The organism is Roseobacter sp. (assembly GCF_039970775.1).
In the GTDB taxonomy this organism is placed as follows: Bacteria; Pseudomonadota; Alphaproteobacteria; order Rhodobacterales; family Rhodobacteraceae; genus Roseobacter.
This window is the reverse complement of record NZ_JBDVLG010000034.1, coordinates 39,280-63,126: the sequence shown is the minus strand read 5'-3', so window position 1 is coordinate 63,126 and position 23,847 is coordinate 39,280. Positions and strand designations below refer to the sequence as shown.

General features: G+C 60.4%; 24 protein-coding genes. 10 read left to right on the top strand and 14 right to left on the bottom strand.

Annotated elements, in window-relative coordinates:
- Positions 1–23 precede the first annotated feature (23 nt).
- Genes ABJH13_RS08245 through puuE form a run of 5 tightly spaced genes read right to left on the bottom strand, consistent with a single transcriptional unit; the run spans position 24 to position 5,368 of the window.
- On the bottom strand, positions 24–1,247 hold the full coding sequence (locus ABJH13_RS08245; RefSeq protein ID WP_348405744.1) for a urate hydroxylase PuuD: 1,224 nt from the start codon (positions 1,245–1,247) through the stop codon (positions 24–26).
- Positions 1,248–1,294: 47 nt separating this feature from the next.
- Positions 1,295–2,614 (bottom strand): nucleobase:cation symporter-2 family protein, encoded by a 1,320-nt coding sequence (locus ABJH13_RS08240; RefSeq protein ID WP_348405743.1) that lies wholly within the window; start codon positions 2,612–2,614, stop codon positions 1,295–1,297.
- Positions 2,615–2,664: 50 nt separating this feature from the next.
- On the bottom strand, positions 2,665–3,153 hold the full coding sequence (locus ABJH13_RS08235; RefSeq protein ID WP_348405742.1) for an ureidoglycolate lyase: 489 nt from the start codon (positions 3,151–3,153) through the stop codon (positions 2,665–2,667).
- Positions 3,150–3,959: a bifunctional allantoicase/(S)-ureidoglycine aminohydrolase gene (locus tag ABJH13_RS08230; protein WP_348405741.1), complete on the bottom strand. Its 810-nt coding sequence runs from the start codon at positions 3,957–3,959 to the stop codon at positions 3,150–3,152. Before ABJH13_RS08230 ends, ABJH13_RS08235 begins: the two co-directional genes overlap by 4 nt.
- A complete protein-coding gene (gene puuE, locus ABJH13_RS08225) occupies positions 3,956–5,368 on the bottom strand; it encodes an allantoinase PuuE (protein WP_348405740.1) in 1,413 nt (470 codons plus the stop codon). The genes ABJH13_RS08230 and puuE overlap by 4 nt, the downstream gene beginning before the upstream one ends.
- 107 nt (positions 5,369–5,475) lie before the next feature.
- Here puuE and uraH point away from each other — a divergent pair, with 107 nt between their 5' ends.
- The 3 genes from uraH (at position 5,476) to ABJH13_RS08210 (ending at position 9,302) form a co-directional block, all read left to right on the top strand.
- Positions 5,476–5,835, top strand: coding sequence for a hydroxyisourate hydrolase (uraH, locus tag ABJH13_RS08220; RefSeq protein WP_348405739.1), 360 nt, complete (start codon positions 5,476–5,478; stop codon positions 5,833–5,835).
- 91 nt (positions 5,836–5,926) lie between these two features.
- Positions 5,927–6,916 carry a deoxyribose-phosphate aldolase gene (gene deoC, locus ABJH13_RS08215; RefSeq protein ID WP_348405738.1) on the top strand — a complete coding sequence of 330 codons (990 nt, stop codon included), beginning with the start codon at positions 5,927–5,929 and terminating at the stop codon, positions 6,914–6,916.
- A gap of 43 nt (positions 6,917–6,959) precedes the next feature.
- Positions 6,960–9,302, top strand: coding sequence for an aldehyde dehydrogenase family protein (locus tag ABJH13_RS08210; protein WP_348405737.1), 2,343 nt, complete (start codon positions 6,960–6,962; stop codon positions 9,300–9,302).
- Positions 9,303–9,388: 86 nt separating this feature from the next.
- Here the strand turns inward: ABJH13_RS08210 and ABJH13_RS08205 are convergent, their stop codons facing one another.
- The 7 genes from ABJH13_RS08205 to ABJH13_RS08175 all read right to left on the bottom strand — a co-directional run bounded on the left by ABJH13_RS08205 (position 9,389) and on the right by ABJH13_RS08175 (position 17,916).
- Positions 9,389–10,708, bottom strand: a complete 1,320-nt coding sequence (locus ABJH13_RS08205) for a pitrilysin family protein (RefSeq protein ID WP_348405736.1) — start codon at positions 10,706–10,708, stop codon at positions 9,389–9,391.
- Positions 10,705–12,039, bottom strand: coding sequence for a pitrilysin family protein (locus ABJH13_RS08200; RefSeq protein WP_348405735.1), 1,335 nt, complete (start codon positions 12,037–12,039; stop codon positions 10,705–10,707). Before ABJH13_RS08200 ends, ABJH13_RS08205 begins: the two co-directional genes overlap by 4 nt.
- Positions 12,040–12,147: 108 nt before the next feature.
- Positions 12,148–12,645, bottom strand: a complete 498-nt coding sequence (locus ABJH13_RS08195) for a DUF3035 domain-containing protein (RefSeq protein ID WP_348405734.1) — start codon at positions 12,643–12,645, stop codon at positions 12,148–12,150.
- A gap of 50 nt (positions 12,646–12,695) precedes the next feature.
- Positions 12,696–13,181 (bottom strand): signal peptidase II, encoded by a 486-nt coding sequence (lspA, locus tag ABJH13_RS08190; RefSeq protein ID WP_348405733.1) that lies wholly within the window; start codon positions 13,179–13,181, stop codon positions 12,696–12,698.
- Positions 13,182–13,194: 13 nt separating this feature from the next.
- Complete coding sequence (purH, locus tag ABJH13_RS08185; RefSeq protein ID WP_348405732.1) at positions 13,195–14,781, bottom strand: bifunctional phosphoribosylaminoimidazolecarboxamide formyltransferase/IMP cyclohydrolase; 1,587 nt, start codon at positions 14,779–14,781, stop codon at positions 13,195–13,197.
- 12 nt (positions 14,782–14,793) lie between these two features.
- Positions 14,794–16,545 carry a heparinase II/III family protein gene (locus tag ABJH13_RS08180; RefSeq protein WP_348405731.1) on the bottom strand — a complete coding sequence of 584 codons (1,752 nt, stop codon included), beginning with the start codon at positions 16,543–16,545 and terminating at the stop codon, positions 14,794–14,796.
- Between the two features lie 102 nt (positions 16,546–16,647).
- The gene (locus ABJH13_RS08175) at positions 16,648–17,916 is read right to left on the bottom strand and encodes a transcription antitermination factor NusB (RefSeq protein ID WP_348405730.1); all 1,269 of its coding nucleotides are present in this window, start codon (positions 17,914–17,916) and stop codon (positions 16,648–16,650) included.
- Positions 17,917–18,001: 85 nt separating this feature from the next.
- Between ABJH13_RS08175 and ABJH13_RS08170 the strand changes: the two genes are divergently transcribed.
- Complete coding sequence (locus tag ABJH13_RS08170; protein WP_348405729.1) at positions 18,002–18,193, top strand: DUF1674 domain-containing protein; 192 nt, start codon at positions 18,002–18,004, stop codon at positions 18,191–18,193.
- An 87-nt stretch (positions 18,194–18,280) separates the two neighbouring features.
- Here ABJH13_RS08170 and ABJH13_RS08165 read toward each other — a convergent pair whose 3' ends face one another.
- Positions 18,281–18,637, bottom strand: a complete 357-nt coding sequence (locus ABJH13_RS08165) for a dihydrodipicolinate reductase (protein WP_348405728.1) — start codon at positions 18,635–18,637, stop codon at positions 18,281–18,283.
- An 83-nt stretch (positions 18,638–18,720) separates the two neighbouring features.
- Complete coding sequence (dapB, locus tag ABJH13_RS08160; RefSeq protein ID WP_348405727.1) at positions 18,721–19,539, bottom strand: 4-hydroxy-tetrahydrodipicolinate reductase; 819 nt, start codon at positions 19,537–19,539, stop codon at positions 18,721–18,723.
- Between the two features lie 99 nt (positions 19,540–19,638).
- Here dapB and rbfA point away from each other — a divergent pair, with 99 nt between their 5' ends.
- The 6 genes from rbfA (at position 19,639) to ABJH13_RS08130 (ending at position 23,714) form a co-directional block, all read left to right on the top strand.
- Positions 19,639–20,061 (top strand): 30S ribosome-binding factor RbfA, encoded by a 423-nt coding sequence (rbfA, locus tag ABJH13_RS08155; RefSeq protein ID WP_348405726.1) that lies wholly within the window; start codon positions 19,639–19,641, stop codon positions 20,059–20,061.
- Positions 20,058–20,798: a phosphodiester glycosidase family protein gene (locus ABJH13_RS08150; protein WP_348405725.1), complete on the top strand. Its 741-nt coding sequence runs from the start codon at positions 20,058–20,060 to the stop codon at positions 20,796–20,798. The genes rbfA and ABJH13_RS08150 overlap by 4 nt, the downstream gene beginning before the upstream one ends.
- A gap of 95 nt (positions 20,799–20,893) precedes the next feature.
- Positions 20,894–21,805: a tRNA pseudouridine(55) synthase TruB gene (truB, locus tag ABJH13_RS08145; protein ID WP_348405724.1), complete on the top strand. Its 912-nt coding sequence runs from the start codon at positions 20,894–20,896 to the stop codon at positions 21,803–21,805.
- A gap of 187 nt (positions 21,806–21,992) precedes the next feature.
- Positions 21,993–22,481: a hypothetical protein gene (locus ABJH13_RS08140; RefSeq protein WP_348405723.1), complete on the top strand. Its 489-nt coding sequence runs from the start codon at positions 21,993–21,995 to the stop codon at positions 22,479–22,481.
- A gap of 86 nt (positions 22,482–22,567) precedes the next feature.
- A complete protein-coding gene (locus ABJH13_RS08135) occupies positions 22,568–23,080 on the top strand; it encodes a DUF1643 domain-containing protein (RefSeq protein WP_348405722.1) in 513 nt (170 codons plus the stop codon).
- A 94-nt stretch (positions 23,081–23,174) separates the two neighbouring features.
- Positions 23,175–23,714 carry a hypothetical protein gene (locus ABJH13_RS08130; protein WP_348405721.1) on the top strand — a complete coding sequence of 180 codons (540 nt, stop codon included), beginning with the start codon at positions 23,175–23,177 and terminating at the stop codon, positions 23,712–23,714.
- The last annotated feature ends 133 nt before the right edge of the window (positions 23,715–23,847 follow it).

Sequence of the window (23,847 nt, the reverse complement as noted above, 5' to 3'; positions counted from 1 at the left end):
GCGCGGCTTTCAGAGCCACACATTTAGGGCCGCGTCGCCGCAAGATACCACGCGACGATCTGCGCGCGTTCGTCTGTTTCGATAAACGACACATTAGCGGGCGGCATCGCGTGACTGATCCCAGCCTGTAGATATATTGCGCGGGCGTTCAGAGCGATCTGGTGTTCGGTCTCTAGGCGCACGCCCTTTGGCGCCCAATGCAACCCATCCCACGCGGGCTCTGCGGCGTGGCACATCGAACAGCGGCCCAGCACGATATCTTGCACATCGGCAAACCCTTCGGCTTGGGCAAACCGAAGGGCCGCACCCTGCGCATTTTGGGGGTCGTCACTTCGGAACATCGGTGCGGTCGACAGCCACATGATCAGGATAAAGATCACCGTCGTGACCGCCCATGTCCAATGGGGGTCGCCTTTGCGGGCATGCAAAGAGTTAAAATAATGCCGGATCGTGACTCCCATCAAAAACACAAGGCTGGCGATCAACCAAGTGTATTGCGTGGCAAAGGCCAGCGGGTAATGGTTGCTCAGCATCAGGAAAATCACGGGCAACGTCAGATAATTGTTATGCGTGCTGCGTTGCTTGGCGATCTTGCCGTATTTGCTATCGGGGGTGCGGCCCGCCATCAGATCGGCCACGACGATTTTCTGATTGGGGATGATCACCATAAACACATTCGCGCTCATGATGGTGGCGGTGAACGCCCCCAGATGCAGCATCGCGGCCCGGCCCGAAAACACCGACGTGTAGAAATACGACATGCCCACCAGCACACCAAACAACGCGACCATCAGCAGGCTTTGGTTTGCATCGACAAACACACGGCACAGGGTGGTGTAGGCGGCCCAGCCAAACGCCAGAGACGCCAGTGAAATCCCCACCGCCTGCCACACCGCCAGATCGGCCACAGCCGGGTCGATCAGGTAAAATTCAGCGCCCAGATAATAGACCAGCGACAGCAGAACAAAGCCGCTGATCCAGGTCCAATAGCTTTGCCATTTGTGCCAAATCAGCCCATCGGGCATGTTATCAGGGGCCACCAGATATTTCTGGATGTGGTAAAAGCCCCCGCCATGCACCTGCCATTCTTCGCCGTCCGCACCGCTGGCCAAATTGCGATCACGGTGCAACCCAAGATCCAGCGCGATAAAGTAGAACGAAGACCCGATCCACGCGATGCCGGTGATGACATGCAGCCACCGCACGGCAAATTCGATCCAGGCGGCCATTGCTGCAAAGTCATACATGGATCATGTCCTTATTCGCCGCACGCGGTGTTGTCGTCAGCTGCCCTTTACACCTCGTCGGGCAACACAAGGTTCAGAACAATCGCCACCAATGCGGTTGGTGCCACAGCCGAGGTTGCCAATGTCTTAACCACACCCGGCAGATATTGAACAGCCGTCGGCACCAAGTTCAACCCCAACCCAATCGTCAGCGACACGGCGATGATCACCATATTACGGCGGTTCATGTTGATTTCACTAAGCACGTTAAGGCCCGCCGCCGCGACCATGCCAAACATAACAATGACACCACCACCCAACACGGGCAGCGGCATGGATGCAATCACCGCGCCGATTTTCGGAACCAACCCGCACACAATCAGGATCAGCGCGCCGATGGTCACGACGTGGCGGCTCATGATGCCGGTCATGCCGACAATGCCGACGTTCTGGCTGAACGAAGTGTTGGGCAACCCGCCAAACACACCGGCCACGGCCGTGCCCAAGCCATCGGCGTAGGTGGCGCCTGAAATCTCGGCGTCGGTGGCTTCGCGGCCCGCGCCCGCCTTGGTGGTGGCAGATGCATCGCCCACGGTTTCGATCGCCGACACCACAGACACCAACGTCACCGCGATCACGGCGCCTAGCGAAAATTCAAACCCGTAGGGCAGTGGTTTGATCGCCGTGACCCAGCTGGCATTTGCGATCGCCGAAAAATTGACCATGCCCAACATCAAGGCCAACAGATACCCTACAACCAGACCAATCAGGATCGCGGAATTGGACAGCGCGCCTTTGGTAAAGAACTTCAGCACCAGAGCCACAACAACCACGCTCAGCGCGACGAACCAGTGCATCAACGACCCAAAACTTTCCGCCTCCATCTGGAACGGCGCGGCCCCACCGGCGGCGTATTTGATCGCCACGGGGATCAGATAAAGCCCGATCGCCAAGATCACCAACCCAGTGACCAGCGGCGGAAACAACCACCGCAGATGCCGGATAAACGCCCCCAAAACGAAATGCACGCAGCCGCCGATGATACATGCGCTAAGCGCCACGTTGAGCCCTTGGGTCGCGGCCACACCGGCCAAAACCCCCACAAACGCAAAGCTGGTGCCCTGCATGATCGGCAAACGCGCGCCCACGGGGCCAATGCCCACGGTCTGAAACAACGTGGCGATACCGGCAAACAGCATCGCCATTTGGATCAGGTAGACCTGTTCTGGCCCGCCAAACGCCAGCCCCGCAGCCCCCGCCACGATAATCGATGGCGTCACGTTGGACGCAAACATCGCCAACACATGTTGCAACCCCAAAGGGACCGCTTGGGCCAATGGGGGCATCTCATCGGGGTCGCTATAAAGATCGGCGGCTGCGTGTTTCATATGTCTGTGTTCCATCCCATAACATCGCCATTCTGAGATGGCCTCATGCGTTATGGAAGCACCAGATAACCGGGATCAAGCAAAACCTCCTGCAAATTAGGCGTTGGTCCAATTCGGTCAATAACTGCAAAAATTCCGGGCGCTGCGAGCGGTGTCAAAACGCCATGCCACACGCCCCGGTGCAGGTTGATCCCCTGATGGGGCGCCGTCAAAAAGGCGCAGGGCACGCCCGGTTTGCCGCCGTCATCACGCGCGACCGTCACCAAAAACGGGTCAGGCGACATGGGGATAAACGCCTGACTGCCCTCGGGGTGACGTTCCAGCAGACCAAGGTGGTAAGGCAGGCTGCGCGCTTCGGCGTGAAACAGGCTGATCCCGGCGCGGCCATCTGGCCCAAAATCAAGCGCTGCACAGTCGTGATACCGGCCGCACAGCCCTGCGTTTATCATCTTGTCCGGCGCGCCTGCGCAATCCAGCACATCACCGAACGGGGCAAACGCCTCGGCCGTCAACGGCACGCATTGGATCTGATGGGTCACAGCGCCACGTGCCGGTTCACGTCTTTGTACAACAAATAGCGAAACGGCGTGTCCCCGGTGGCGATACAGGCCTGCGGGCAAAAGGCGCGCAGCCACATGAAATCACCGGGGCCCACACCGACCCAATCAGTGTTGAGCAGATAATCAGCCGTGCCTTGCAACACATACAGCCCGTGTTCCATCACATGGGTTTCAGCAAAGGGAATGCGCCCGCCGGGTTGAAACGTAACGATATTTACGTGGCAGTCATGGCGTAGATCCGATGGGTCCACAAACCGCGTTGTGGCCCAGACACCATCGCAATCTGGCATCGGTGTGGGTGGTACATCACGATCAGACGTCACAAAGCTTTGGGGTCGTGCGATCCCTTTGGCGGATTCATACACCTTGCGGATCCAGTGGCATTTGAACAGGCCTTCGCCGTCATTCCACAACGTCCAGAAATCACCGGGAGCCACATAGGCATAGCTGCCGACCGTCAACGCGTATTCCTTGCCTTCGATGGTCAAGGTCGCGGACCCTTCGGCCACAAACAAGATCGCTTGCGCGCCTTGGTTTGGTTCTGGCGCATCCGACCCACCGCCCGGCGCAATTTCGACCGCATATTGCGCAAATGTTTCGGCAAAGCCGCTCATTGGGCGGGCCAAGATCCAGGCGCGCGTGTCTTTCCAATCGGGCAACAGGCTGGTGACGATGTCGCGTTGGGTCACCGCAGGCAGCACCGCATAGCTGTCGGTGAACACCGCAGTGCCATCAGGGTGCACCGTTTGATCGGGCAGGCCACCCGGCGGGAAGGCATAGGTCATAGCAGCGTTTCCAATCTGATTTCAGCGATGCGTTCGACCTGCCTGCATGCCTCGCGGAATTCAACCTCTGTTTCATGCGCCACCCGGTGTTCAAACGCACGCAGGATCCCGGCCTTGTCATGATCGCGGACGGCAATGATAAACGGAAACCCGTGCTTTTCCACATAGGCCGCGTTCAGCGTCTCGAATGTGGCGCGGTCTTGGTCCGTCAGGGCATCCAACCCAGCGCTGGCTTGTTCATGGGTGCTTTCGGCGGTTAGACGTTTGGCTGCGGCCAATTTGCCCGCCAGATCAGGGTGCGCGCGTAACACGCCCATGCGTTCATCCGCAGACGCGCTGCGAAACATGCGCGCCAAGGCAGAATGCACGCCCACCACGTTATTGTGCGCGGGCCCCAGTTCCAGATCAAACGCACGTTCGGCGATCCACGGGGAATGTTCGAACACGCCGCCAAATGTGCCGACAAATGTGGCCTTGTCCATTTCAGATGGGCGCAGCGTGGGCACAGGCGGGTGCGTTTTGCGCCAATGGTCTGCAATATCGATGCGGCGCGGGCACCAGACGCCTTCGAACCCTTGGATATAGTCGATAAACCGCCGGATCGCCTGAATACGCCCCGGTCGGCCAATCAACCGACAATGCAGCCCGATCGACATCATCTTGGCCGCGCCCTCGCCGCCTTCGGCATAAAGCCCATCGAAGGTATCGCGCAGATAGGCAAAGAACTGATCGCCCGAGTTGAACCCCTGCGGCGTGGCAAACCGCATATCGTTGCAATCTAGCGTATAGGGAATAATCAGTTGATCACGCCCTTTGATCCGGGCCCAATAGGGTAGATCATCATCGTAAGTATCTGATATATAGTCAAACTGCCCCGTTTCGGCGGCCAATTCCACGGTGTTGACCGAACACCGGCCTGTGTACCAGCCTTGGGGCTGGGTGCCGGTGACCTCTTGGTGCAGGCGGATGGCCTCGGCCATGTCGGCGGCTTCGGCATCGGGGGTGTGATCTTTGTAGTCGATCCATTTCAACCCGTGGCTGGCGATTTCCCAGCCCGCGTCCTGCATCGCGCGCACCTGTTCGGGCGCCCGCGCCAGCGCCGATGCAACGCCGTAAACCGTGACAGGCACGCCCGCTTGCGTGAACAAACGATGCACCCGCCAGAACCCCGCGCGCGCGCCGTAATCGTAGATCGATTCCATGTTCCAGTGGCGTTGCCCCGGCCACGGCTGTGCGCCGACAATTTCGGACAAAAACGCCTCGGAGGCGGCGTCGCCATGCAGCAGACAGTTTTCGCCCCCCTCTTCGTAATTCAGCACGAACTGCACCGCGATGCGGGCGCCGCCCGGCCACTGCGCATTCGGTGGGGTTGCGCCATATCCTGTAAAATCACGCGGGTAGCGGTTCACGTCTGTTCTCCTTAAACAATCGCGCCATTGAATACCGGTGCGCGCTGCGTTGCAATTCGTATCTGGGCCGGGCAGGTTGCGCAAAAGGCACGCCAAGGGAGGCACATATGTCGCAAGGATATTTGACCACACATGTTCTGGACACCGCGCGCGGCTGCCCTGCTGCGGGGATCGCGGTCGTGCTGTACCGTGTGGATGGCGACACGCGCAGCCTCTTGGCCCGCGCCGTGACAAATGCCGATGGCCGCACCGATGCCCCAATATTGGGCACTGATGACTTCGCCACAGGCACCTACGAGCTGGTGTTTGAGGCAGGCACCTACCTGACCGCCAGCGGCGTAGCACCCGAAGAACCGCGGTTTCTGGACAGCATCCCGATCCGGTTCGGGATATCGGACCTGACCAGTCACTATCACGTGCCGCTGCTGCTATCGCCTTTTGGCTATGCAACCTATCGCGGCAGCTGACACGCCAAACATAATGTGACGTTGCGCGCCGTACCTTGCCAAGCCGCCGCACCCATGCGATTTTGCACGCCGCACGATCAGGAGCATCGCAATGCTGAGCCAAACCGCAACAATCCACGCCCAGTTGCCGCAGGTGACGGAACCCCGCAATCCGGGCATGCCGTTGGATATGGATTGGGTGCGCGCCGTGCAGGCCAATACATCTGCGATCGAACGCCGGGCCGCATCGCTGCCTGCGCGGCGGTCGGTCAAGAAACACCATCAGGCCGCGTGGTTGTTGCGTGCTGTTACGTGCATCGACCTGACGACCCTATCGGGCGATGACACCCAAGACCGCGTGCGACGCTTGTGCGCCAAGGCCCGCCAACCCATCACGCAACGTCTGTTGGACGCGATGGATATGAGCCCGATCACCACCGGCGCCGTCTGCGTGTACCACGACATGATACCAGCCGCCCTGCGCGCCCTTGATGGGTCGGGCATTCCGGTGGCGGCAGTAAGCACGGGTTTCCCTGCCGGTTTGTCACCGCTGCATCTGCGCATCGCCGAGATCGAAGAAAGCGTAAAAGCAGGGGCCGCCGAAATCGACATCGTGATTTCGCGCCGCCATGTTTTATCCGGCAACTGGCAGGCACTTTATGATGAAATGAGCGCCTTTCGCGCGGCCTGTGGGGAGGCCCACGTCAAGGCGATCTTGGCGACCGGCGAATTGGGATCGTTGCGCAACGTGGCGCGGGCGTCGTTGGTGTGCATGATGGCGGGTGCCGATTTCATCAAAACCTCCACCGGCAAGGAAAGCGTGAATGCGACCCTACCCGTCAGCCTTGTGATGGTGCGCGCGATCCGGGCCTATCATGCGCATACGGGCGTTCGGGTCGGGTACAAACCCGCTGGCGGCATATCCAAGGCCAAGGACGCGATCACCTATCTGGCGTTGATGAAAGAAGAACTGGGCGACCGCTGGCTACAGCCCGACCTGTTCCGTTTTGGCGCGTCATCACTGCTAAACGACATCGAACGCCAGCTGGAACATCACGTGACGGGCACCTATTCTGCGGGCTACCGCCACCCGACAAGCTGACGCTTTTGTCGCGGAAAATACGTATTTTAAGAAGGCTGAACAGATGACCATCAAAGATGTGTTCGAGACGATGGACTACGGTGTCGCCCCCGAAAGCGCCACCCAAGCGCAGGCGTGGCTGGCCGATCACGATGGCGCGTTTGGCCATTTCATCGACGGTGCCTTTACCGCGCCCGGCGCAGGGTTCCAAAGCCACAACCCCGCAACCGGCGCCGCCCTCGCCGCGCTGACCCAAGCGACCCAAGCCGACGTAGACACCGCCGTCAAAGCCGCCCGCCGTGCGCAACCCGCATGGGAAAATCTGGGCGGGCCCGGCCGCGCGCGATACCTGTACGCGCTGGCGCGGTTGTTGCAAAAACACAGCCGGTTGTTTGCGGTTCTCGAAACGCTCGACAATGGCAAACCCATCCGCGAGGCGCGCGACATCGACGTGCCCTTGGCGCAACGGCATTTTTATTACCACGCAGGCATGGCCCAGCTGATGGAAGACACCCTGCCCGACCGTGCAGCGCTTGGGGTGTGCGGCCAGATCATCCCGTGGAATTTCCCGTTGTTGATGTTGGCATGGAAAATCGCGCCCGCACTGGCGATGGGCAACACCGTGGTGCTGAAACCTGCGGAATATACGTCGCTGACGGCGCTGCTTTTTGCCGATATCTGCCGTCAGGCGGGTCTGCCCAAAGGGGTCGTGAACATAGTCACAGGCGATGGCACCGTGGGCGAAATGATCGTAGCGGCCGATGTCGACAAAATCGCCTTCACCGGGTCTACCGCCGTGGGCCGACGCATCCGCGAAACCACCGCAGGCAGTGGCAAGGCGCTGACGCTCGAATTAGGCGGAAAATCCCCCTATATCGTCTTCGATGACGCCGATCTCGACAGCGCGGTGGAGGGGCTGGTTGATGCGATCTGGTTCAATCAGGGGCAGGTCTGCTGCGCCGGATCACGGCTTTTGGTACACGAACCCATCGCCGACCTGTTCTACGCCAAGCTGCGTGCCCGTATGGATAAATTGCGCATCGGCGACCCGATGGACAAAAGCATCGACGTCGGCGCCATCGTCGACCCCGCGCAGTTGCAAACCATCTCTGATATGGTCGCGGCGAACACCGCAGGGCACACCCACATCGCCGCAGGGGCCTTGCCCGCACAAGGCGCGTTTTACCCGCCCACATTGATCACCGACCTGCACCCCGCCGACACGTTGATGCAAGAAGAGATCTTTGGCCCCGTGCTGGTCTCGACCACCTTCCGCACACCGCAAGACGCCGTGGCGTTGGCCAACAACACCCGCTATGGCCTCGCCGCAACAGTCTGGAGCGAGAACATCAACCTCGCGCTCGATATCGCGCCCAAACTGGCCTGCGGCATTGTCTGGATCAACGGCACCAACCTGATGGACGCCGCTGCAGGCTTTGGCGGCGTGCGCGAAAGCGGCTTTGGCCGCGAAGGTGGCTGGGAAGGTCTGGCGGCCTATACGCGCCCTAAAACCACCGCCAAACCGCTCAAACCCCTCACGGCATTCACCGGCGCGGGCCAGCCAGCGGACCCAATCGACCGCACTGCCAAACTCTATATCGGCGGCAAACAAACCCGACCCGATAGCGGCTATTCCGCACTGGTTTGGGGCAAATCAGGCGCGCTGCTGGGACATGTGTCATTGGCCAGCCGCAAGGACCTGCGCAACGCCGTCGACGCCGCCCATGCCGCCAAAGGGTGGTCAAAAACGACCGGACACCTGCGCGCACAAATCCTGTATTATCTGGCAGAAAACCTCGCAGCCCGGGCCGATGACTTCACCAAACGCCTCGATGCCCTACAAGGCGGCAAACACGGCGCAAAAGAGGTCGAGGCCGCGATCAACCGGCTGTTCACCTACGCCGCCTGGGCCGATAAATTCGACGGTCAAATCCACGGTGTGCCAATCCGCGGTGTCGCATTGGCCATGAAAGAACCCGTCGGCGTAATCGGCGCCATCTGCCCAAATGAAGCGCCCCTGCTTGGGCTGATCTCTTGCATGGCCCCCGCCATCGCGATGGGCAACCGTGTCATCCTTAGCGCATCTGAAACGTTCCCACTGGCCGCCACAGATTTCATCCAAGTGCTGGAAACCTCCGACATCCCGGCAGGCGTCGTGAACATCCTCACAGGGCCTCACACAGATGTCGCCGCGCATATGGCAGGCCACATGGATATAGACGCCACCTGGTGCTTTGGCGCGCAGACCCTATCACAGCTCATCGAACACGCCAGCGCCTCAAACCTCAAACGCACGTGGATCAACAACGGAAAAGCCCGCGATTGGTTTGGCCCGCAAGGGCACGGCACGGCCTTCCTTGACGCGGCGACAGATATCAAAAACATCTGGGTCCCCTACGGCGAATAACACCTGCACCGGGCGACAACACTCGGCCCCCAAAAGGGCCGAGGACATGGCGTGGCGCGTCAGCGCCTCATTTTAACAACAACGGGTCAATTGGCGGGTGTGTTCTCTAGCCCCTCGGGCTCGCCGACCACCACAAAATGCAACCCCTCGGGGTCCAGCAATTCATCGGCCACACGTGCAACATCCGCCAGCGTCACCGCCTCAACACGGTCATTGCGGGTCGGGATGTAATCAATCGGCAAACCCATCATCTGCATCCCCACCATAATCCGCGCAATCGGCCCGTTGCCATCAAACCGCAACGGATAGGCCCCGGTCATATAGGTCTTGGCATCATCCAGTTCTGCCTGCGTCACACCTTCGCGCGCGGCCACGGCCCATTGCTCCCGAATAACCTCAATCGCCTCGGCGATCCGGTCGTTCCCGGAACTCACAGACCCCAGATAAACCTCCCCCAAATCTTTCGGCAACAGATACGAATAGACACCATAGGTCAGGCCACGCTTTTCACGCACCTCATCCATCAAACGGCTTTCGAAGCCTCCACCGCCCAAGATCTGGTTCAACACAATCGCGGTGAAATAATCCGGGTCCTCCTGCGCGATGCCCGCATGACCAAACACCGCCACCGACTGCGGCGTCGCAAAGGGGATCACGCTGAGCCCGCCGGTGATGTCCACATCGGCACGCGGCGGCATAGGTGCGCCCGTCTGCGGCAGATCAGCCAGCAAATCATCCATCAACGCGGCCAGCTCTTCGGGGGTGATATCCCCCACCGCGCCGATGTAGATGCGGTCGCGCGCCAAAACCGCCGCATGGGCGGCCAGCAGGTCGTCACGCGTCAGGGCGTCAACGCTGTCTTGGGTGCCACTTAACGACGTGGCATAGGGATGATCGCCAAACGCGATCTCGTCAAATGCCCGCGAGGCCAATTCATTGGGGTCTTTGGCGTCCGACCGAATGCCAGACAAAACCTGCCCGCGCACACGGTCTATCGCCTCTTGGTCAAACCGCGGATTCTGCAACGCCGCGCGCAACAGGTCCATTGATGGCGCTTTATTTTCGGTCAAAAAGCGCGCCGATACCGACAGTGAATCGTCGCCGACATCAAACCCAAGACTGGTGGCTAACGCTTCTTTGGCACGCGCAAATCCACGTGCATCCATGTCGCCGGCCCCCTCTTCGAGCAGCCCCGTCATCAGGTTAATCGCACCACGCTTGCCGGGCGCGTCCAACGATGCTCCCCCCCGAAACCGCAACTCAAGCGCTACAAAGGGAATAGAATGGTCCTCGACCAACCATGCCGTCAACCCAGAGTCCGACGTGACCTCTTGAATCTCAACATCTGCATGGGCCGGGGCCGAAACCCCCAAAACAACACATATTGTCAGGAAAAAGCGTATCATTGGGTTATCTCCTCGCGCATCAGCCACCCCGTGACAGAGGCCCGTTTATCGAACACATTTCGCGCCGCTTGCATGATGTCATCGGCGGTGACGGCCTCTAGGATATCGGGCCACGCCTGCACATCTTCGACCGTCAGCCCCACAGCCAGCGCTTGGCCATATCGGTTCGCGATCTGGTCCACATCGTCGCGCGCATAAATCTGGTTGGCGCGGATCTGACGTTTGATCCGGTCGAGCTGTTCTGGGTCAACGCCGTCGATCATGAACTGAGCAATGGTCGCATCCAGCGCGTCTTCGGCCTCTTGCAGGCTGACCTCGGGGCGGGGCACAACGATCAAATTGAACGTCGCATCATCCAAAGACACCCCCCGGTAAAACCCGGCCGAATAGGTTGCAATCTGCATATCGAATTGCAGGGCATTGGTCAGATAAGATGTCGTTCCACCGCCCAATATTTCTGCCAGAATGGTCAGCGCGGCGGCCTCTTGCTGTGCGCCGGGGTCGCGTTCTTGCGCCAAATACGACCGTCGCACGTAGGGCTGTGCCACCCGCGCATCGCGAAAAATCAGGCGGCGCTCTGCGGTCTGGGGCGGCTCTTCGGTACGCGTGCGTTCGGGCAGGTCAGGGTTGGCCGGGATCACGCCGTAATATTTTTCGGCAAGGGTGCGCACCTCGTCTGGCGTCACATCGCCCGACACCACCAAAATCGCGTTGTTGGGCGAATAATAGATTTCGTAGAACCCCAGCGCGTCATCCATATCCAATGTGCGCATCTCGTGCATCCAGCCGATAATCGGCACGGCATAGCGGTGGTTTAGAAACTGCGCGGCGGCGATTTGTTCGCCGAATAGCGCACCGGGGTTGTTTTCTGTGCGTTGGTTGCGTTCTTCGATGATCACATCGCGTTCGGTGTTGATGTTGTCTTCGGTGAGACGAATGTTGCGCATACGGTCGCTTTCCATGCGCATCATCAGCTCTAGCCGGTCAGCGGCGACCCGCTGAAAATAGGCGGTGTAGTCGTAGGACGTAAACGCATTGTCGCGCCCACCATTGCGCGCCACCGTCGCCGAAAGCTCGCCTGCTTCCAGCGTGTCGGTGGCTTTGAACAAAAGATGTTCAAGGAAATGCGCAACCCCAGAGGACCCTTTGGGTTCATCCGCCGACCCGGCGCGGTACCACACCATGTGCTGGACCACTGGCGCGCGGTGGTCTTCAACCACAACAACCTGCATCCCGTTTTCAAGGGCAAATGTCGTCACGGCCTCTTCGTTGGCAGCAACAAGGGTGGGCAAAACCGCCATGGCGGCGGCAAACAGCGAAAGTCGGATCATGGGTTGTCCTTCTTGGGGTCAAACAGATCGTGTCCCACAAGACATACGGCGCCATGCCAACGGTTCAAGTCACGCTATCACGAATGTGAGCCCCCCACCGGGCGCACATCAATTTGTCGGGTAACTTGGCGTGCTGACACCGGCCCGGCGCCATTGGTCGGCGGTGGCGGTCGCATCCAGCTGTTGGCGTTGATAGGCTTGCAGGTAACGGTCTTCGGGAAACAGTTTAAACTGCGTGAAACGACCCTGACGGCGGCGGAATTTTTCATCCGCTTCGGCCAGATCTTCACGGATTGTTGCGGTCACACCAAACCGGCTCGCGGCGGTCACCAAGGCGCCATCCGTCGCCGGGACCTCTGTTGCCTCTGACGGGCGGCCACCCAAGGCGATCACCGCATCAGCCACCGGGTTGCTGTCTGTGAGGTTCGTCTGTCCGGGGGTCGGCGTGGGCAAGCTGCGCAGGTCATCGGGGGTCTGCAACGGTTCGCGCGGTTCCACGATAAATTCATCCGGTCCGCGTGAATTGGACTGCAAATCCCGCAGCCCCGTGTTGGAACACGCACCGACAAAAGCGGTTATCACAATAAGGGCCAACGCACGGCGCATATACATCTCCTCGCGAACTCCTCGTTCATACGCCAGCCTGACGGGGAATGTCACTGGCCTTTTTTCCGGGGCGTGTCAGGGGCGGGTGCCAGCATCACCAACGCAAGCGCCCCACCAAAGATGAACACATCCGCCAAGTTGAACACAAACGGGTTGTTGATACCGCAGCAAGTCATGTTCAGGAAATCCAGCACATAGCCGTACAGCAGCCTGTCCAACACATTGGCCAACGCGCCGCCAATCAAAAGCCCGGCCCCCATCATGGGCCACAGACCCAACCGCTGTTGCCGGACCCATATCAGCACCCCGACACAAATCGCGCAGGCCACCGCGATCAGCACCCAGCGCCCCATGTCGGACCCGCCGCCAAACAGCCCAAAATTGATGCCGCGGTTTTCGCCATACCGGAAATTTATGACCGGGGGCAAAACGTCGATGGCCCCGACACGCCACAGCTGCATCACATGGATCACCACGTATTTGCTAAGCTGATCAAGGACGAATGCCGCAATTGCGGCCCAGACCAATGCGCGCATAGGGACCCCCTATTTAGTGCCGGAAATGACGCATGGAGGTAAACACCATCGCCAGACCGGCAGCATCGGCGGCGGCGATCACTTCGTCGTCCCGCATGGAACCGCCCGGCTGGATCAGCGCGGTTGCCCCGGCCTCGGCTGCAGTCACAAGACCGTCCGCAAAGGGGAAGAACGCGTCAGACGCCACCACAGACCCTTGGGTCAATGGGGCAGGCAGGCCCATCGCTTCGGCCATGTCCTGCGCCTTGCGCGCGGCGATCCGGGTGCTGTCAACGCGGCTCATCTGGCCCGCCCCGACGCCCACTGTCGCGCCGTCCTTGACGTAGATGATCGCGTTGGACTTCACATGTTTGGCAACGGTCCAGGCAAACAGCAGATCCGACAGTTCTTGTGCGGAAGGCTGGCGTTTTGTGACCACTTTGAGGTCATCCGCCGTGATCTGCCCCACGTCTTTGTCTTGCACCAGATACCCGCCCGACACCTGCCGCACAGCCAAACCCGCCGCTTGCGGGTTGGCCAAGCCACCGGTCGTCAAAAGCCGCAGGTTTTTCTTTTTGCTAAAGATCTCCATCGCGGCGGCATCTGCACTGGGCGCGATCACCACTTCGGTAAAGATCGCGCTGATCTCTTCGGCGGTGGCCGCATCGAGCGGTTGGTTCAGCGCGATAATACCGCCAAACGCAGACGTACGATCACAGTCAAACGCGCGGGTGTAGGCCTCTGTCAGGGTTGCGCCTTGTGCGACACCGCAAGGGTTGGCGTGTTTGATAATCGCACAGGCCGGGCCCTGCGCCGGGTCAAATTCACTGACCAACTGAAAGGCGGCGTCTGTGTCGTTGATGTTGTTATAGCTCAGCTCTTTGCCCTGATGCTGCTGCGCGGTCGCCACGCCCGGGGCGGTGCTGCCATCGGTATAGAACGCGGCCTGCTGGTGCGGGTTTTCGCCGTAGCGCAGAGTTTGTGTCAAGGTGCCGCCAAATGTCCGACGACGCGGCGTTTGCGCAACTTCGCCCGCCATCCAAGTGCTAACCGCAGTGTCATAGGCAGCCGTGCGCGCATAGGCCGTTTGCGCCAGTTTTTGACGCAACGCGTAGGTGGTTTGGCCGTCTTGGGCATCCAGTTCCGCCAACACGGTGTCGTAGTCTTCGACATCCACCACCACCGTGACAAAGCCGTGGTTCTTGGCCGCAGACCGGATCATCGCCGGGCCACCAATGTCGATGTTTTCGATCACATTGCCGTAGGCGGCGCCTTTGGCCACGGTTTCCTCAAACGGGTACAGGTTCACAACCACCAAATCGATGGGCGCAATATCATGGGCCTGCATCGCGCCCACGTGGTCGTCATTATCGCGCAACGCCAACAGGCCACCATGCACCACCGGGTGCAACGTCTTGACGCGGCCATCCATCATTTCGGGGAACCCGGTCACATCAGCCACATCGCGCACCTCAAGGCCCGCCTGACGCAGGGTTTTCGCAGTGCCACCCGTAGACAGCAATTCGACCCCGCGCGCAGCCAGCGCCCTGCCGAATTCCACCAGCCCGGATTTATCAGATACAGAAAGCAAGGCGCGGCGCAGAGGGGCAAGATCGGTCATGGTCAGGGTCCTTTAGGGCTCAACTATCAGGTCAGGGCCGCTCGGTTTTATATCACGGACGGCAACGGCTGTGTCCTGCGCCTTGGACAAGGACCACCGAACACGCGTGGCGTATGACATAGCCTTGCCCGAAAGGACAATCTGATTTGATCCGCGCGGCTTTAATCGCCCGGTTTCAAGGTAAACCGACGGCTGTAAGGTCAGGTTTTGCGTGCCATCATGGCGAAACACCCAGATTTCACCGCTTTTGAGCGCCATAGACACCGCAGCCCCGCCCAGATCAATCGTCGCATCGACGTCCGGGTGCAGGTGGAATCGCAGATCATAGGCAACCCCTTGTAGTTTTGTGGCATCAAGCGCTCGATCAAACCGCTTTTTCTCGGTGTCGCTGAGCGCAAGCAGCATGTCCTCGCCCGCCAGCGCACGGCCATCAAACGTCATCTCTAGGGTCCGGGCATGGATCAGCCCGTGGGTCGCGGCGAACCCATCGTGGCCGCCCTGAAACCGCAAACCATCGCTGACCTGTCCGATTTCGATGGGAACGTTGGTGGGCCCTTCGATCAGTTCTTCGCGGCCCGTCGTCCCATCGGCATCCCCCAATCGCGCGCTGGAATACCCATCAAGCGACAGCGTGGAATGGGACGGGGTCGCGCGCCCGGCCCGCCGCCATTCGGCCCCAAACGACCGCCCCGACCCGCAGTTAACCACCAACGGGCGGCGCCCCGACGTCAGTTCAAACGCCAACGTAGAGGCATGTGCATTGTGCGACGCCCGCCCAGCAGGCGATTTACTGGCGTCCACCACAACGCTGGTGCGCCCTGCCGACACCCGCGCAAACCCCATCGACAAGCCATCAGGCTGGCGGGTCTTGACCTTGGCCTGCGCCAACGCGTGATCCAGCCAGCCTTCGGCCCCGCGCCCGCCACCGTGAAACCGCGCAAGGCCCCCGTCGGCATGCCGCAACGTGCGCAATGTGGGCGCGATACGGTCGATCGCCTGAAGATGTGCATCCGACGGGACCCGCCCCGCATCGGTCAGCGCAGCGGCCGCCCACGTCAGCAAGGTGAACACCTCTAGCAGTTCTTCGGGGTTGCGCGTGGGCAGCCCGCCTTGCTGATCAATTTGCCCCTCGCATTCTTGGGCAAGCGCCATAACCGCAGGCTCGGCCATGCTTTCGAGACCTTCCAACGACAGGCTCGCATAAATCAACCCGGTCAGCGCCTCAAATCGCGGCAGCCCTCTGGCCGCCCCCTGCCAACGCCGCGCCAGAAAATGGGTCTGCCGGTGCAGGCTGCGGTAAAACACATCACTGTCCGGCGCGTCATTGCCCCGCAACACAAACAGCGCGTGGTTGATCCACCGGATCAACCGCCGTCCGGTCAAATCGGGGGTCCAGCCGGGCCCGCGCCCCCGACCATACCGGTCAATCCAACTCCACAGCCAACGTTGTGCCGCCGCGCGCGCAGGCGCATCCCTCACGGCGGCCAGATCATCAAGCCACACAAACCCGTTGATCTCTTGTTCGAACGCCGCACTGGGCACGGGCAGATCCCACAGATCCGTATCGCGGTGTTCCAGCAAATGCCCCGCAAACAGGAAATTCCCGGCCAACAACTGCCGCCCACGGGCAAAACTGCCGATAGTGCGCGGTTCGGGCGACGACACAAACCCAACCGCGCGCGCGCGCATCCGGCCTGCCTGCGCGGCATGCCAGCGGTTCAGGAAATGCACCTTACGGGTGGCAAAACTTCTGGTGTCGGACATGGAGGGTCACTCTGCCTGCAAACGCTCTAACGGCGCTTCGACACATGTTAGCCCGACTGCCGGTTCAAGTCACCGGATTATATTTACTGTCCGCCGATGGCGTCAGGCTTTGCGCAAACACGCCATGTAAAACCCATCCATGCCGCCTCGATCTGCCCAATAATCAGGACGCAATCGCAACCCGCCTTCGTCGGTGCGCCACGTCTCATCAACGCCCGGCAACACAACGGCATCGGCATCGACGCACATATCTGGGTGGCGGGCCAAGGCCTCGTCAACCTGCACCTCGCCCTCGTCTGGCAACAGCGAACAGGTGCAAAACACCATCCGCCCACCGGGTTTTAGCAAAGACCACGCGTGGTCGATGAATTCCGCCTGCAACGCCATCAAATCACCAAATTCCGCACCGTCCTTGGCGTGGGGCAAATCCGGGTGCCGCCGAATCGTGCCGGTGGCAGAACATGGCGCATCCAACAAGATCGCATCATAGCTGCCCTGATGCGCGCGCGCGTCCTCAACCACCAACTGGGCCGACAACCCCGTGCGCGCAAGGTTCTCTGATACCCGCGTCATGCGGCCCTGCGAATCGTCCACCGCAGTGACCGTCGCACCGGCTGCGGCCAGTTGCATCGTCTTGCCGCCCGGCGCGGCACATAGGTCAAGCACCACCTCACCCTTTTGCGGGGCCAAAACCTGCACTGGCAGGGCCGCCGCTGCATCCTGCACCCACCAATCGCCTGCGTCATACCCCGGCATAGCCGATACCTGCCCCGCATCTGCAACCCGGACAGACCCGGTCGGCAACACCACACCACCGGTGGCCTGCGCCAAGGCTGCGGCATCCCCCTTGGGGGTCAAATCTAACGGGGCACCACTGAAATGCACGGCCTCCATGGCCCCCACGGCCTCGGCGCCCCAGGCATCAACCAACGGTTTGCGCAGCCATTTGGGCAACCGCGGCGCGCGCAGGGCCGCCCATGTTTCGGGGCCATCAGCCGCCACCTTGCGCAACACCGCATTGGTCAACCCCTTGAGGTGCCCCAACCGTTTGTGGCCCGACACCAACTGCACCATCGCGTTGACCACCCCATGCGCCGGCGCACCCTGACACAGCTCCACCGTGCCAACCCGCAACGCATTGCGCACCGTCAGCGACGGCGGTTTTGTCAGATGCTTTTGCAACACACGGTCCGCGCGCTCCAACCCACGCAAAGTTTCCAACGCCAACCGCGCCGCCCGCGCCCGATCATCCGCAGGCAACTTATCCAATACCCCAGCGCCCAACAGCTCTGACATCAGCCGCCCTTCGCCAAGGATCTGATCAAGCAGATAAACTGCACTTCTACGTGCGGGAACGCCGGTATCGGACATGCATAAGGCTCCAGTGAATACTGCCGGGTTGTCTGCGCCAAACTCCGGCGTATATCAAGCGTATAGCGATACGCGAGGCCCGCTCATGACAAACGACACCGACACACCCGAACAAACACCCCTGCCACCTGCCGCAAAACGCGCACTGGCCGAAGCCGAAGACCGGCGCAAAAAAGCCGCCGCCCTCGAACTGCCCACAGAACTGGGCGGGCGCGATGGCCCCGAACCCGTGCGCTATGGCGACTGGGAAAAAAAGGGCCTCGCCGTCGATTTTTAACGCAAACGGGTAGGCCGGGCACCAATGGCCCGGAACGGGCGCATGTCGTACGCGCGCAGCGCGTTCCTTTGGATCAGGTGCGCGGCATTACCGCATGCGAAACTCGGCTGACGGGCCTGCACCGCGATCTGACGTAAATCTAATCCGCCCGTCCGCAGCCATGACCTCTTGGCAGTTATACCCAAGCGGGTCCCCACCCCAAAACAAATCGCGGCAAAAATAACCGTCCGACCATGTCCAGTTTCCGGTCACAGGCCACGCAGCCCCCGTGCCAGAAATCTCTCCGCCAGACAGCACCTCGATTTTCACAAGCGGGCGGCGCAGTTCTTTCCCCTCGATCAGGGAGATGAACTCCTGCTGGCTCGCAACCTTGGCAAATTCCGCTGATGCCGGGCCAGCGATCGCCGCCACAACAGCAACCACACACCATCTGAAAACACTCATCGCACCCAACTCCACGCATATTCCGTTTCAAAATATACGCGTTCGGCCCGCAGTCGGTTCTTTTTTAAATGGCCCTTGGTTAATCAATCCTCAGACAAGCCCAACACATCCAGCATATCATACGCCCCCGGTTTTTTACCTGCGGTCCACAGCGCGGCCTTCAAAGCCCCGCGTGCAAACACCGACCGGTCAGAGGCCACATGGCGCAGGGTGATCCGCTCGCCTGCCGCTGCAAACATCACGTCATGTTCCCCAATGATGTCGCCCCCACGAATGGCCGCAAACCCGATATGGCCCTTTTCGCGCGCGCCGGTGATCCCATCACGGGCCCGGTCCGATACATCGTCCAACGATACACCACGCCCTTCGGCGGCGGCTTCGCCCAACATCAACGCCGTGCCCGACGGCGCATCGACCTTGCGGTTGTGATGCGCCTCGATCACCTCAATATCATAGTCGTCATCCAACGCTGCAGCGACCTTTTTAGTCAATTGCACCAATAGGTTCACCCCGAGGCTCATGTTGCCAGCCCGCACAATCACGGTCTGTGTCGCGGGGCCATCCAGCTGCGCGATCTCGCCGGCGGTCATGCCCGTGGTGCCAATCACATGGGCCACACCCGCAGCCGCCGCCGCCTGTGCCAATGCGATGGTCGCCGCCGGTGCGGTGAAATCAATCACCACATCTGCACCTGCCAGCGCCTGCGCCATATCATCTGTCACGACAACACCCGTGGCCGCAGCCCCCATGGCAGTGCCCAGATCATGCCCCACCCAGTCGTGGCCCGCGCGCTCTAGGGCGCCGCTCAGCACCATATCATCCGATCCCGCAATCGATTGCACCAGCATCTGACCCATCCGGCCCGACACCCCGGTCACGACGACATTTCTTGGCTGACCCATGCTGCATACTCCACTTGCTGACCGATGGTTGTTTCGTGCCATTGCTTATCGCGACAACCTCCGCTTGGCAAAGCCTTGGTGAGCGCTTAAATGACCCTCATGGGAAAGAACAAATTTCATGACGGGCCCGGCCCGTCGCAACGTCAGCTTCGTGTGGGCGAATTGATCCGGCGGTCCTTGTCAGAGGTCTTGGCGCGTGGTGACGTGCACGACCCCGACCTGAACCGCATGTCGATCACCGTGGGCGAGGTCCGCACCTCGCCGGATCTGCGCATTGCCACCGCCTATGTGCTGCCGCTTGGCGGGCAGGGCCAAGGCGAGGTCATCTCGCTGCTCGCGCGCAACAAAGGCGAATTGCGCCGGATGGTGTCCAAGAAACTGGCGTTGAAATTCGCGCCTGACCTGCGGTTCCAACTGGACGAAACCTTTGACCGCATGGATGAAACCCGCGAGATGCTGGGCCGCGATGATGTGCGCCGCGACACTGAAAAAGACGACCCCGAGGAGCACGAACCCGAATGATCCGTGCGCTGCTTGTCACCTGTGGGATCGCGCTGGTGGCGCAGTCTGCTGGTGCCGTGGAGTGCCGCACAGAGGTGGTGCGCGACACCCCCTACACGATCTGCGAGGTTGACGCGCACGACGAAACGCTGGCGCTGTTTCTTTATGACGACGACGGCGCGCCATTGGGGCAGTTTTCCAGCGTCAACCGCGCGCTGGCGCCCGATAATCTGCACCTGCGGTTTGCCATGAACGCAGGTATGTACCACAGCGACCGCGCGCCCGTTGGTTTGTATATCCAAGACGGTCACGAAATTATGCGCGTGATCGAAGCCCCCGGCCCCGGCAATTTCGGCCTGCTGCCCAATGGTGTGTTTTGCCTGCGTCCCGGACGTGCGGATGTGTTTGAAACCGCGCGATTCGTGGCCGCATCACCGGCGTGCGACAACGCCACCCAATCGGGCCCAATGTTGGTGATCGACGGCGCGCTGCATCCGCGGTTCTTAGAAGACGGCACCTCTAAATATATCCGCAACGGGGTGGGTACATCCGCCGATGGGCGGCGCGTGGTCTTTGTCATTTCCGACCAACCGGTGAATTTCTATGATTTTGGCCTGCTGTTTCGCGACCATCTGAACCTGCCCAATGCGCTGTATTTTGATGGCAAGATCTCGCGGCTTTATGCACCAGATCTGGGGCGCAGCGATTTTGGCTTTAGCCTAGGCCCCATTGTTGGGGTCGTTGCCCCGGCGAATTAACCACAGATCGATTTCCTGATCAAAACCACCAATCGCCTCTGGCCGTTTGCCGCCCAAGCAGATAGAGCGCCTGTCGCACAAACCGCGAGGACACCATGGGACGCAGACGTCACGGCAGAGAGATTTCAGGTTGGCTGGTCGTTGATAAGCCCGCAGGCATGACCTCCACGGCAGTGGTGGGCAAGGTCCGTTGGGCGTTGGACGCCAAAAAGGCCGGGCACGCAGGCACGCTTGACCCCGACGCCACGGGTGTTTTGGCAATTGCCTTGGGCGAGGCCACAAAAACGGTACCTTATATAACGGACGCGCTGAAAGCCTATGAATTCACGGTGCGTCTGGGTCAGGCGACAAACACCGATGACGCCGAAGGCGAGGTGATCGCCAGCAGCGACATCCGCCCCACTGAAGACCAGATCAAAGCGGCCCTCGGTGCGTTCATTGGTGATATTGAACAGGTCCCACCGCAATTTTCCGCCGTAAAGATTGACGGAGAACGCGCCTACAAACGCGCTCGCGATGGCGAAACCATGGAAATCGCCGCGCGGCCTTTGTATGTCGATAGTCTGTTGTTGGTTGATATCCCCGATGCCGACCACGTGACGCTGGAAATGACCTGCGGCAAGGGCGGTTATGTACGGTCGATTGCCCGCGATCTGGGGCAGGCGTTGGGCTGTTATGGCCACGTGCGCAACCTGCGTCGTATCTGGTCGGGCCCGTTTGACGCCCAAGACGGGCTGACGTTGGAACAGATCGAAGAGATGGCCCGCACCCCCGACCTTGATACCCATCTGCGCCCCATCGAAGAGGCGTTTGTGGATCTGCCCGAGGTCAAAGCCACCGCCGAAGGTGCCACGCGCCTGCGCAATGGCAACCCGGGCATGGTTCTGGCCACTGATGTCGACTACGGCGAAGAGGCTTGGGCGTCCTATGACGGGCGCGCCGTGGCCATCGGGCGCTACAAATCGGGCGAATTGCACCCAAGTCGCGTGTTGAACACGGCGGGCTAACCCCCGCTGATTGTTGCAACTTGTCGCAAACCTCGCGCCGATGTTAACGGATCACAGTGTTTGTTACATGGTTTGTTACGAAAACACACAAAAACATCAGCCTTATGTGAGCACGGTACCAAGTTCCGGCTCAAACCCTCATATCGGTGTCAGACGCAACACAGTGACCCCTTCTGGAGGACCCGATATGAAACGCACACTCTTTACCATTCTGGCAGCCGGCGCTTTTGCCACCATCGCCTTTGATGCCTTTGGTCAGGCGATTAGCCCGCTGTTTGGGTACGCAAAACTGGCGCCCGTTGGGCTGGCTGGTGCCACACTGAAAACGGTGTTTGGCGCGTCACCATCCGGTGCGGCACACTTGCTTCACACCATCACGGGTCTGCTGTTCTACGTGATCGGATACTACGCAATCGCCCGCCCTGTTCAGCGCGCTGTCCTGCCAAAACTGCACTGGGGCGTCACCGCCGTGGTCTACGGTATCGCCCTGTGGGTGTTCGCACTGTACATCATGGCGCATCTGGTTGCCGGCATGCCAGCCTTCCTTGGCTTCACCGGTATCACGTGGGTCGCGCTCTGGGGGCACATCGTTTACGCCGTCGTCGCCGCAGCCACGCTTGAACTGCGCGGCGAAACCCTCGACCTGCCACAAAAGCGCGCCGCTGCTGTCAGCTAACGTTCAAAACCCTCCCAACAAAGGCCGTCCTTCGGGGCGGCCTTTTGCCGTCTTGCCCCGCAGTCTGCGCACTGGCATGAAAGCACATGATAACCAAAACCCACGACCAAAACGGCGTGTTCTCGACCGCGTGCTATTCGACCTGCGGTGCGTATCGCTATGGCCTCAGCCGGGTGTGGGACGACACCAGCCCGCGCGTGAATTTCGTGATGCTGAACCCGTCCAAAGCCGATGAAATGCGCAATGACCCCACCGTTGAACGGTGCGAACAACGCGCCCGTCCTCTGGGGTTTGGGGCCTTTGATGTCACCAATATATTCGCCTGGCGCGACACAGACCCACACGCAATGCGCCGGGCTGTGGCGCCTGTGGGGCCGGAAAATGACACCGTTTTGCTGGCCACGGCTGAGGCTGCGGATCAGGTCATCGCGGCTTGGGGCGTGCACGGGGCGCACCTTGGGCGCGGCGCAGATGTTGTCTGCATGTTGCGCAAAGCGGGCTGCGATCTGTTTCATCTAGGGGTGTCAAAACACGGCCACCCGCGCCACCCGCTCTATCTGCCTTACAGCAAACAACCAGAACCTTGGGCTTTTCATTAACAGATTGATCAGGCTTTGCTTTTACACCTCTGGGTAAATGCGTGCGGGCGTAGGTCGTAGGCACGCCCCAAATGCGGTGAAAGGGCATTATCGTATGATCTGGTTGGCCGGTGTTATCGGGGTGATTTGCCTATGCGGCGCCGTTGTTCTGAGTATGACACCCCGCGCACCAGTGGCGCGGCCTCTCCCCACTGTCATACAACACGACGCAGTGCTGCTCGCCGAAATCAAACGGTACGGCACGGCAGGGAGCCTTCTGCAGACGCCACTACGAACCGGCACGCCCAGCCCCGGTTGGGCAAATGATATGCTGACGGTATGCGCGGCCACCGCCGACCTAGACAATTGGCTCGCAGCGCGACAAGGCCCCGAAATTGTGCAGTATGACGCACAGACAGACACGCTCGCGCTGGTGTGGGATGACACCGGCCGCACGGCCTCCGAGCCCCACCTTGAATTGTCACACCCGGCCGAAAAACCAGATGTGGTGCGTATTTTGGTGAACGGCGAAACGGTGGCCGATGTGCATGGCCACCCCGGATTGCGCCCCGCAGACCTAACGCTGATCCCGCTGAGCACGGCGATCACGGCCGGTCTGCGCACCGCCCATCCCCAAGACGCGCACGCCGCATGATTCAACGATTGCTATTTACGGTCGCGGGGCCTATACGCCCGCATCGCTGTACGCGTTTCGACGTGTGCGGTAGATTCTCCACGGGCCTGTGCTGGACGACATCCCGGCCTGCGCCTTAATCAGAAACCTTATG

Bases quoted from the DNA above. Each gene is read 5' to 3' on its own strand.
- ABJH13_RS08245 (WP_348405744.1), bottom strand. From the start codon at position 1,247: ATGTATGACTTTGCAGCAATGGCCGCCTGGATCGAATTTGCCGTGCGG.
- ABJH13_RS08240 (WP_348405743.1), bottom strand. From the start codon at position 2,614: ATGAAACACGCAGCCGCCGATCTTTATAGCGACCCCGATGAGATGCCC.
- ABJH13_RS08230 (WP_348405741.1), bottom strand. From the start codon at position 3,959: ATGACCTATGCCTTCCCGCCGGGTGGCCTGCCCGATCAAACGGTGCAC.
- uraH (WP_348405739.1), top strand. From the start codon at position 5,476: ATGTCGCAAGGATATTTGACCACACATGTTCTGGACACCGCGCGCGGC.
- deoC (WP_348405738.1), top strand. From the start codon at position 5,927: ATGCTGAGCCAAACCGCAACAATCCACGCCCAGTTGCCGCAGGTGACG.
- ABJH13_RS08210 (WP_348405737.1), top strand. From the start codon at position 6,960: ATGACCATCAAAGATGTGTTCGAGACGATGGACTACGGTGTCGCCCCC.
- ABJH13_RS08205 (WP_348405736.1), bottom strand. From the start codon at position 10,708: ATGATACGCTTTTTCCTGACAATATGTGTTGTTTTGGGGGTTTCGGCC.
- ABJH13_RS08200 (WP_348405735.1), bottom strand. From the start codon at position 12,039: ATGATCCGACTTTCGCTGTTTGCCGCCGCCATGGCGGTTTTGCCCACC.
- ABJH13_RS08195 (WP_348405734.1), bottom strand. From the start codon at position 12,645: ATGCGCCGTGCGTTGGCCCTTATTGTGATAACCGCTTTTGTCGGTGCG.
- lspA (WP_348405733.1), bottom strand. From the start codon at position 13,181: ATGCGCGCATTGGTCTGGGCCGCAATTGCGGCATTCGTCCTTGATCAG.
- purH (WP_348405732.1), bottom strand. From the start codon at position 14,781: ATGACCGATCTTGCCCCTCTGCGCCGCGCCTTGCTTTCTGTATCTGAT.
- ABJH13_RS08180 (WP_348405731.1), bottom strand. From the start codon at position 16,545: ATGTCCGACACCAGAAGTTTTGCCACCCGTAAGGTGCATTTCCTGAAC.
- ABJH13_RS08175 (WP_348405730.1), bottom strand. From the start codon at position 17,916: ATGTCCGATACCGGCGTTCCCGCACGTAGAAGTGCAGTTTATCTGCTT.
- ABJH13_RS08170 (WP_348405729.1), top strand. From the start codon at position 18,002: ATGACAAACGACACCGACACACCCGAACAAACACCCCTGCCACCTGCC.
- ABJH13_RS08165 (WP_348405728.1), bottom strand. From the start codon at position 18,637: ATGAGTGTTTTCAGATGGTGTGTGGTTGCTGTTGTGGCGGCGATCGCT.
- dapB (WP_348405727.1), bottom strand. From the start codon at position 19,539: ATGGGTCAGCCAAGAAATGTCGTCGTGACCGGGGTGTCGGGCCGGATG.
- rbfA (WP_348405726.1), top strand. From the start codon at position 19,639: ATGGGAAAGAACAAATTTCATGACGGGCCCGGCCCGTCGCAACGTCAG.
- ABJH13_RS08150 (WP_348405725.1), top strand. From the start codon at position 20,058: ATGATCCGTGCGCTGCTTGTCACCTGTGGGATCGCGCTGGTGGCGCAG.
- truB (WP_348405724.1), top strand. From the start codon at position 20,894: ATGGGACGCAGACGTCACGGCAGAGAGATTTCAGGTTGGCTGGTCGTT.
- ABJH13_RS08140 (WP_348405723.1), top strand. From the start codon at position 21,993: ATGAAACGCACACTCTTTACCATTCTGGCAGCCGGCGCTTTTGCCACC.
- ABJH13_RS08135 (WP_348405722.1), top strand. From the start codon at position 22,568: ATGATAACCAAAACCCACGACCAAAACGGCGTGTTCTCGACCGCGTGC.
- ABJH13_RS08130 (WP_348405721.1), top strand. From the start codon at position 23,175: ATGATCTGGTTGGCCGGTGTTATCGGGGTGATTTGCCTATGCGGCGCC.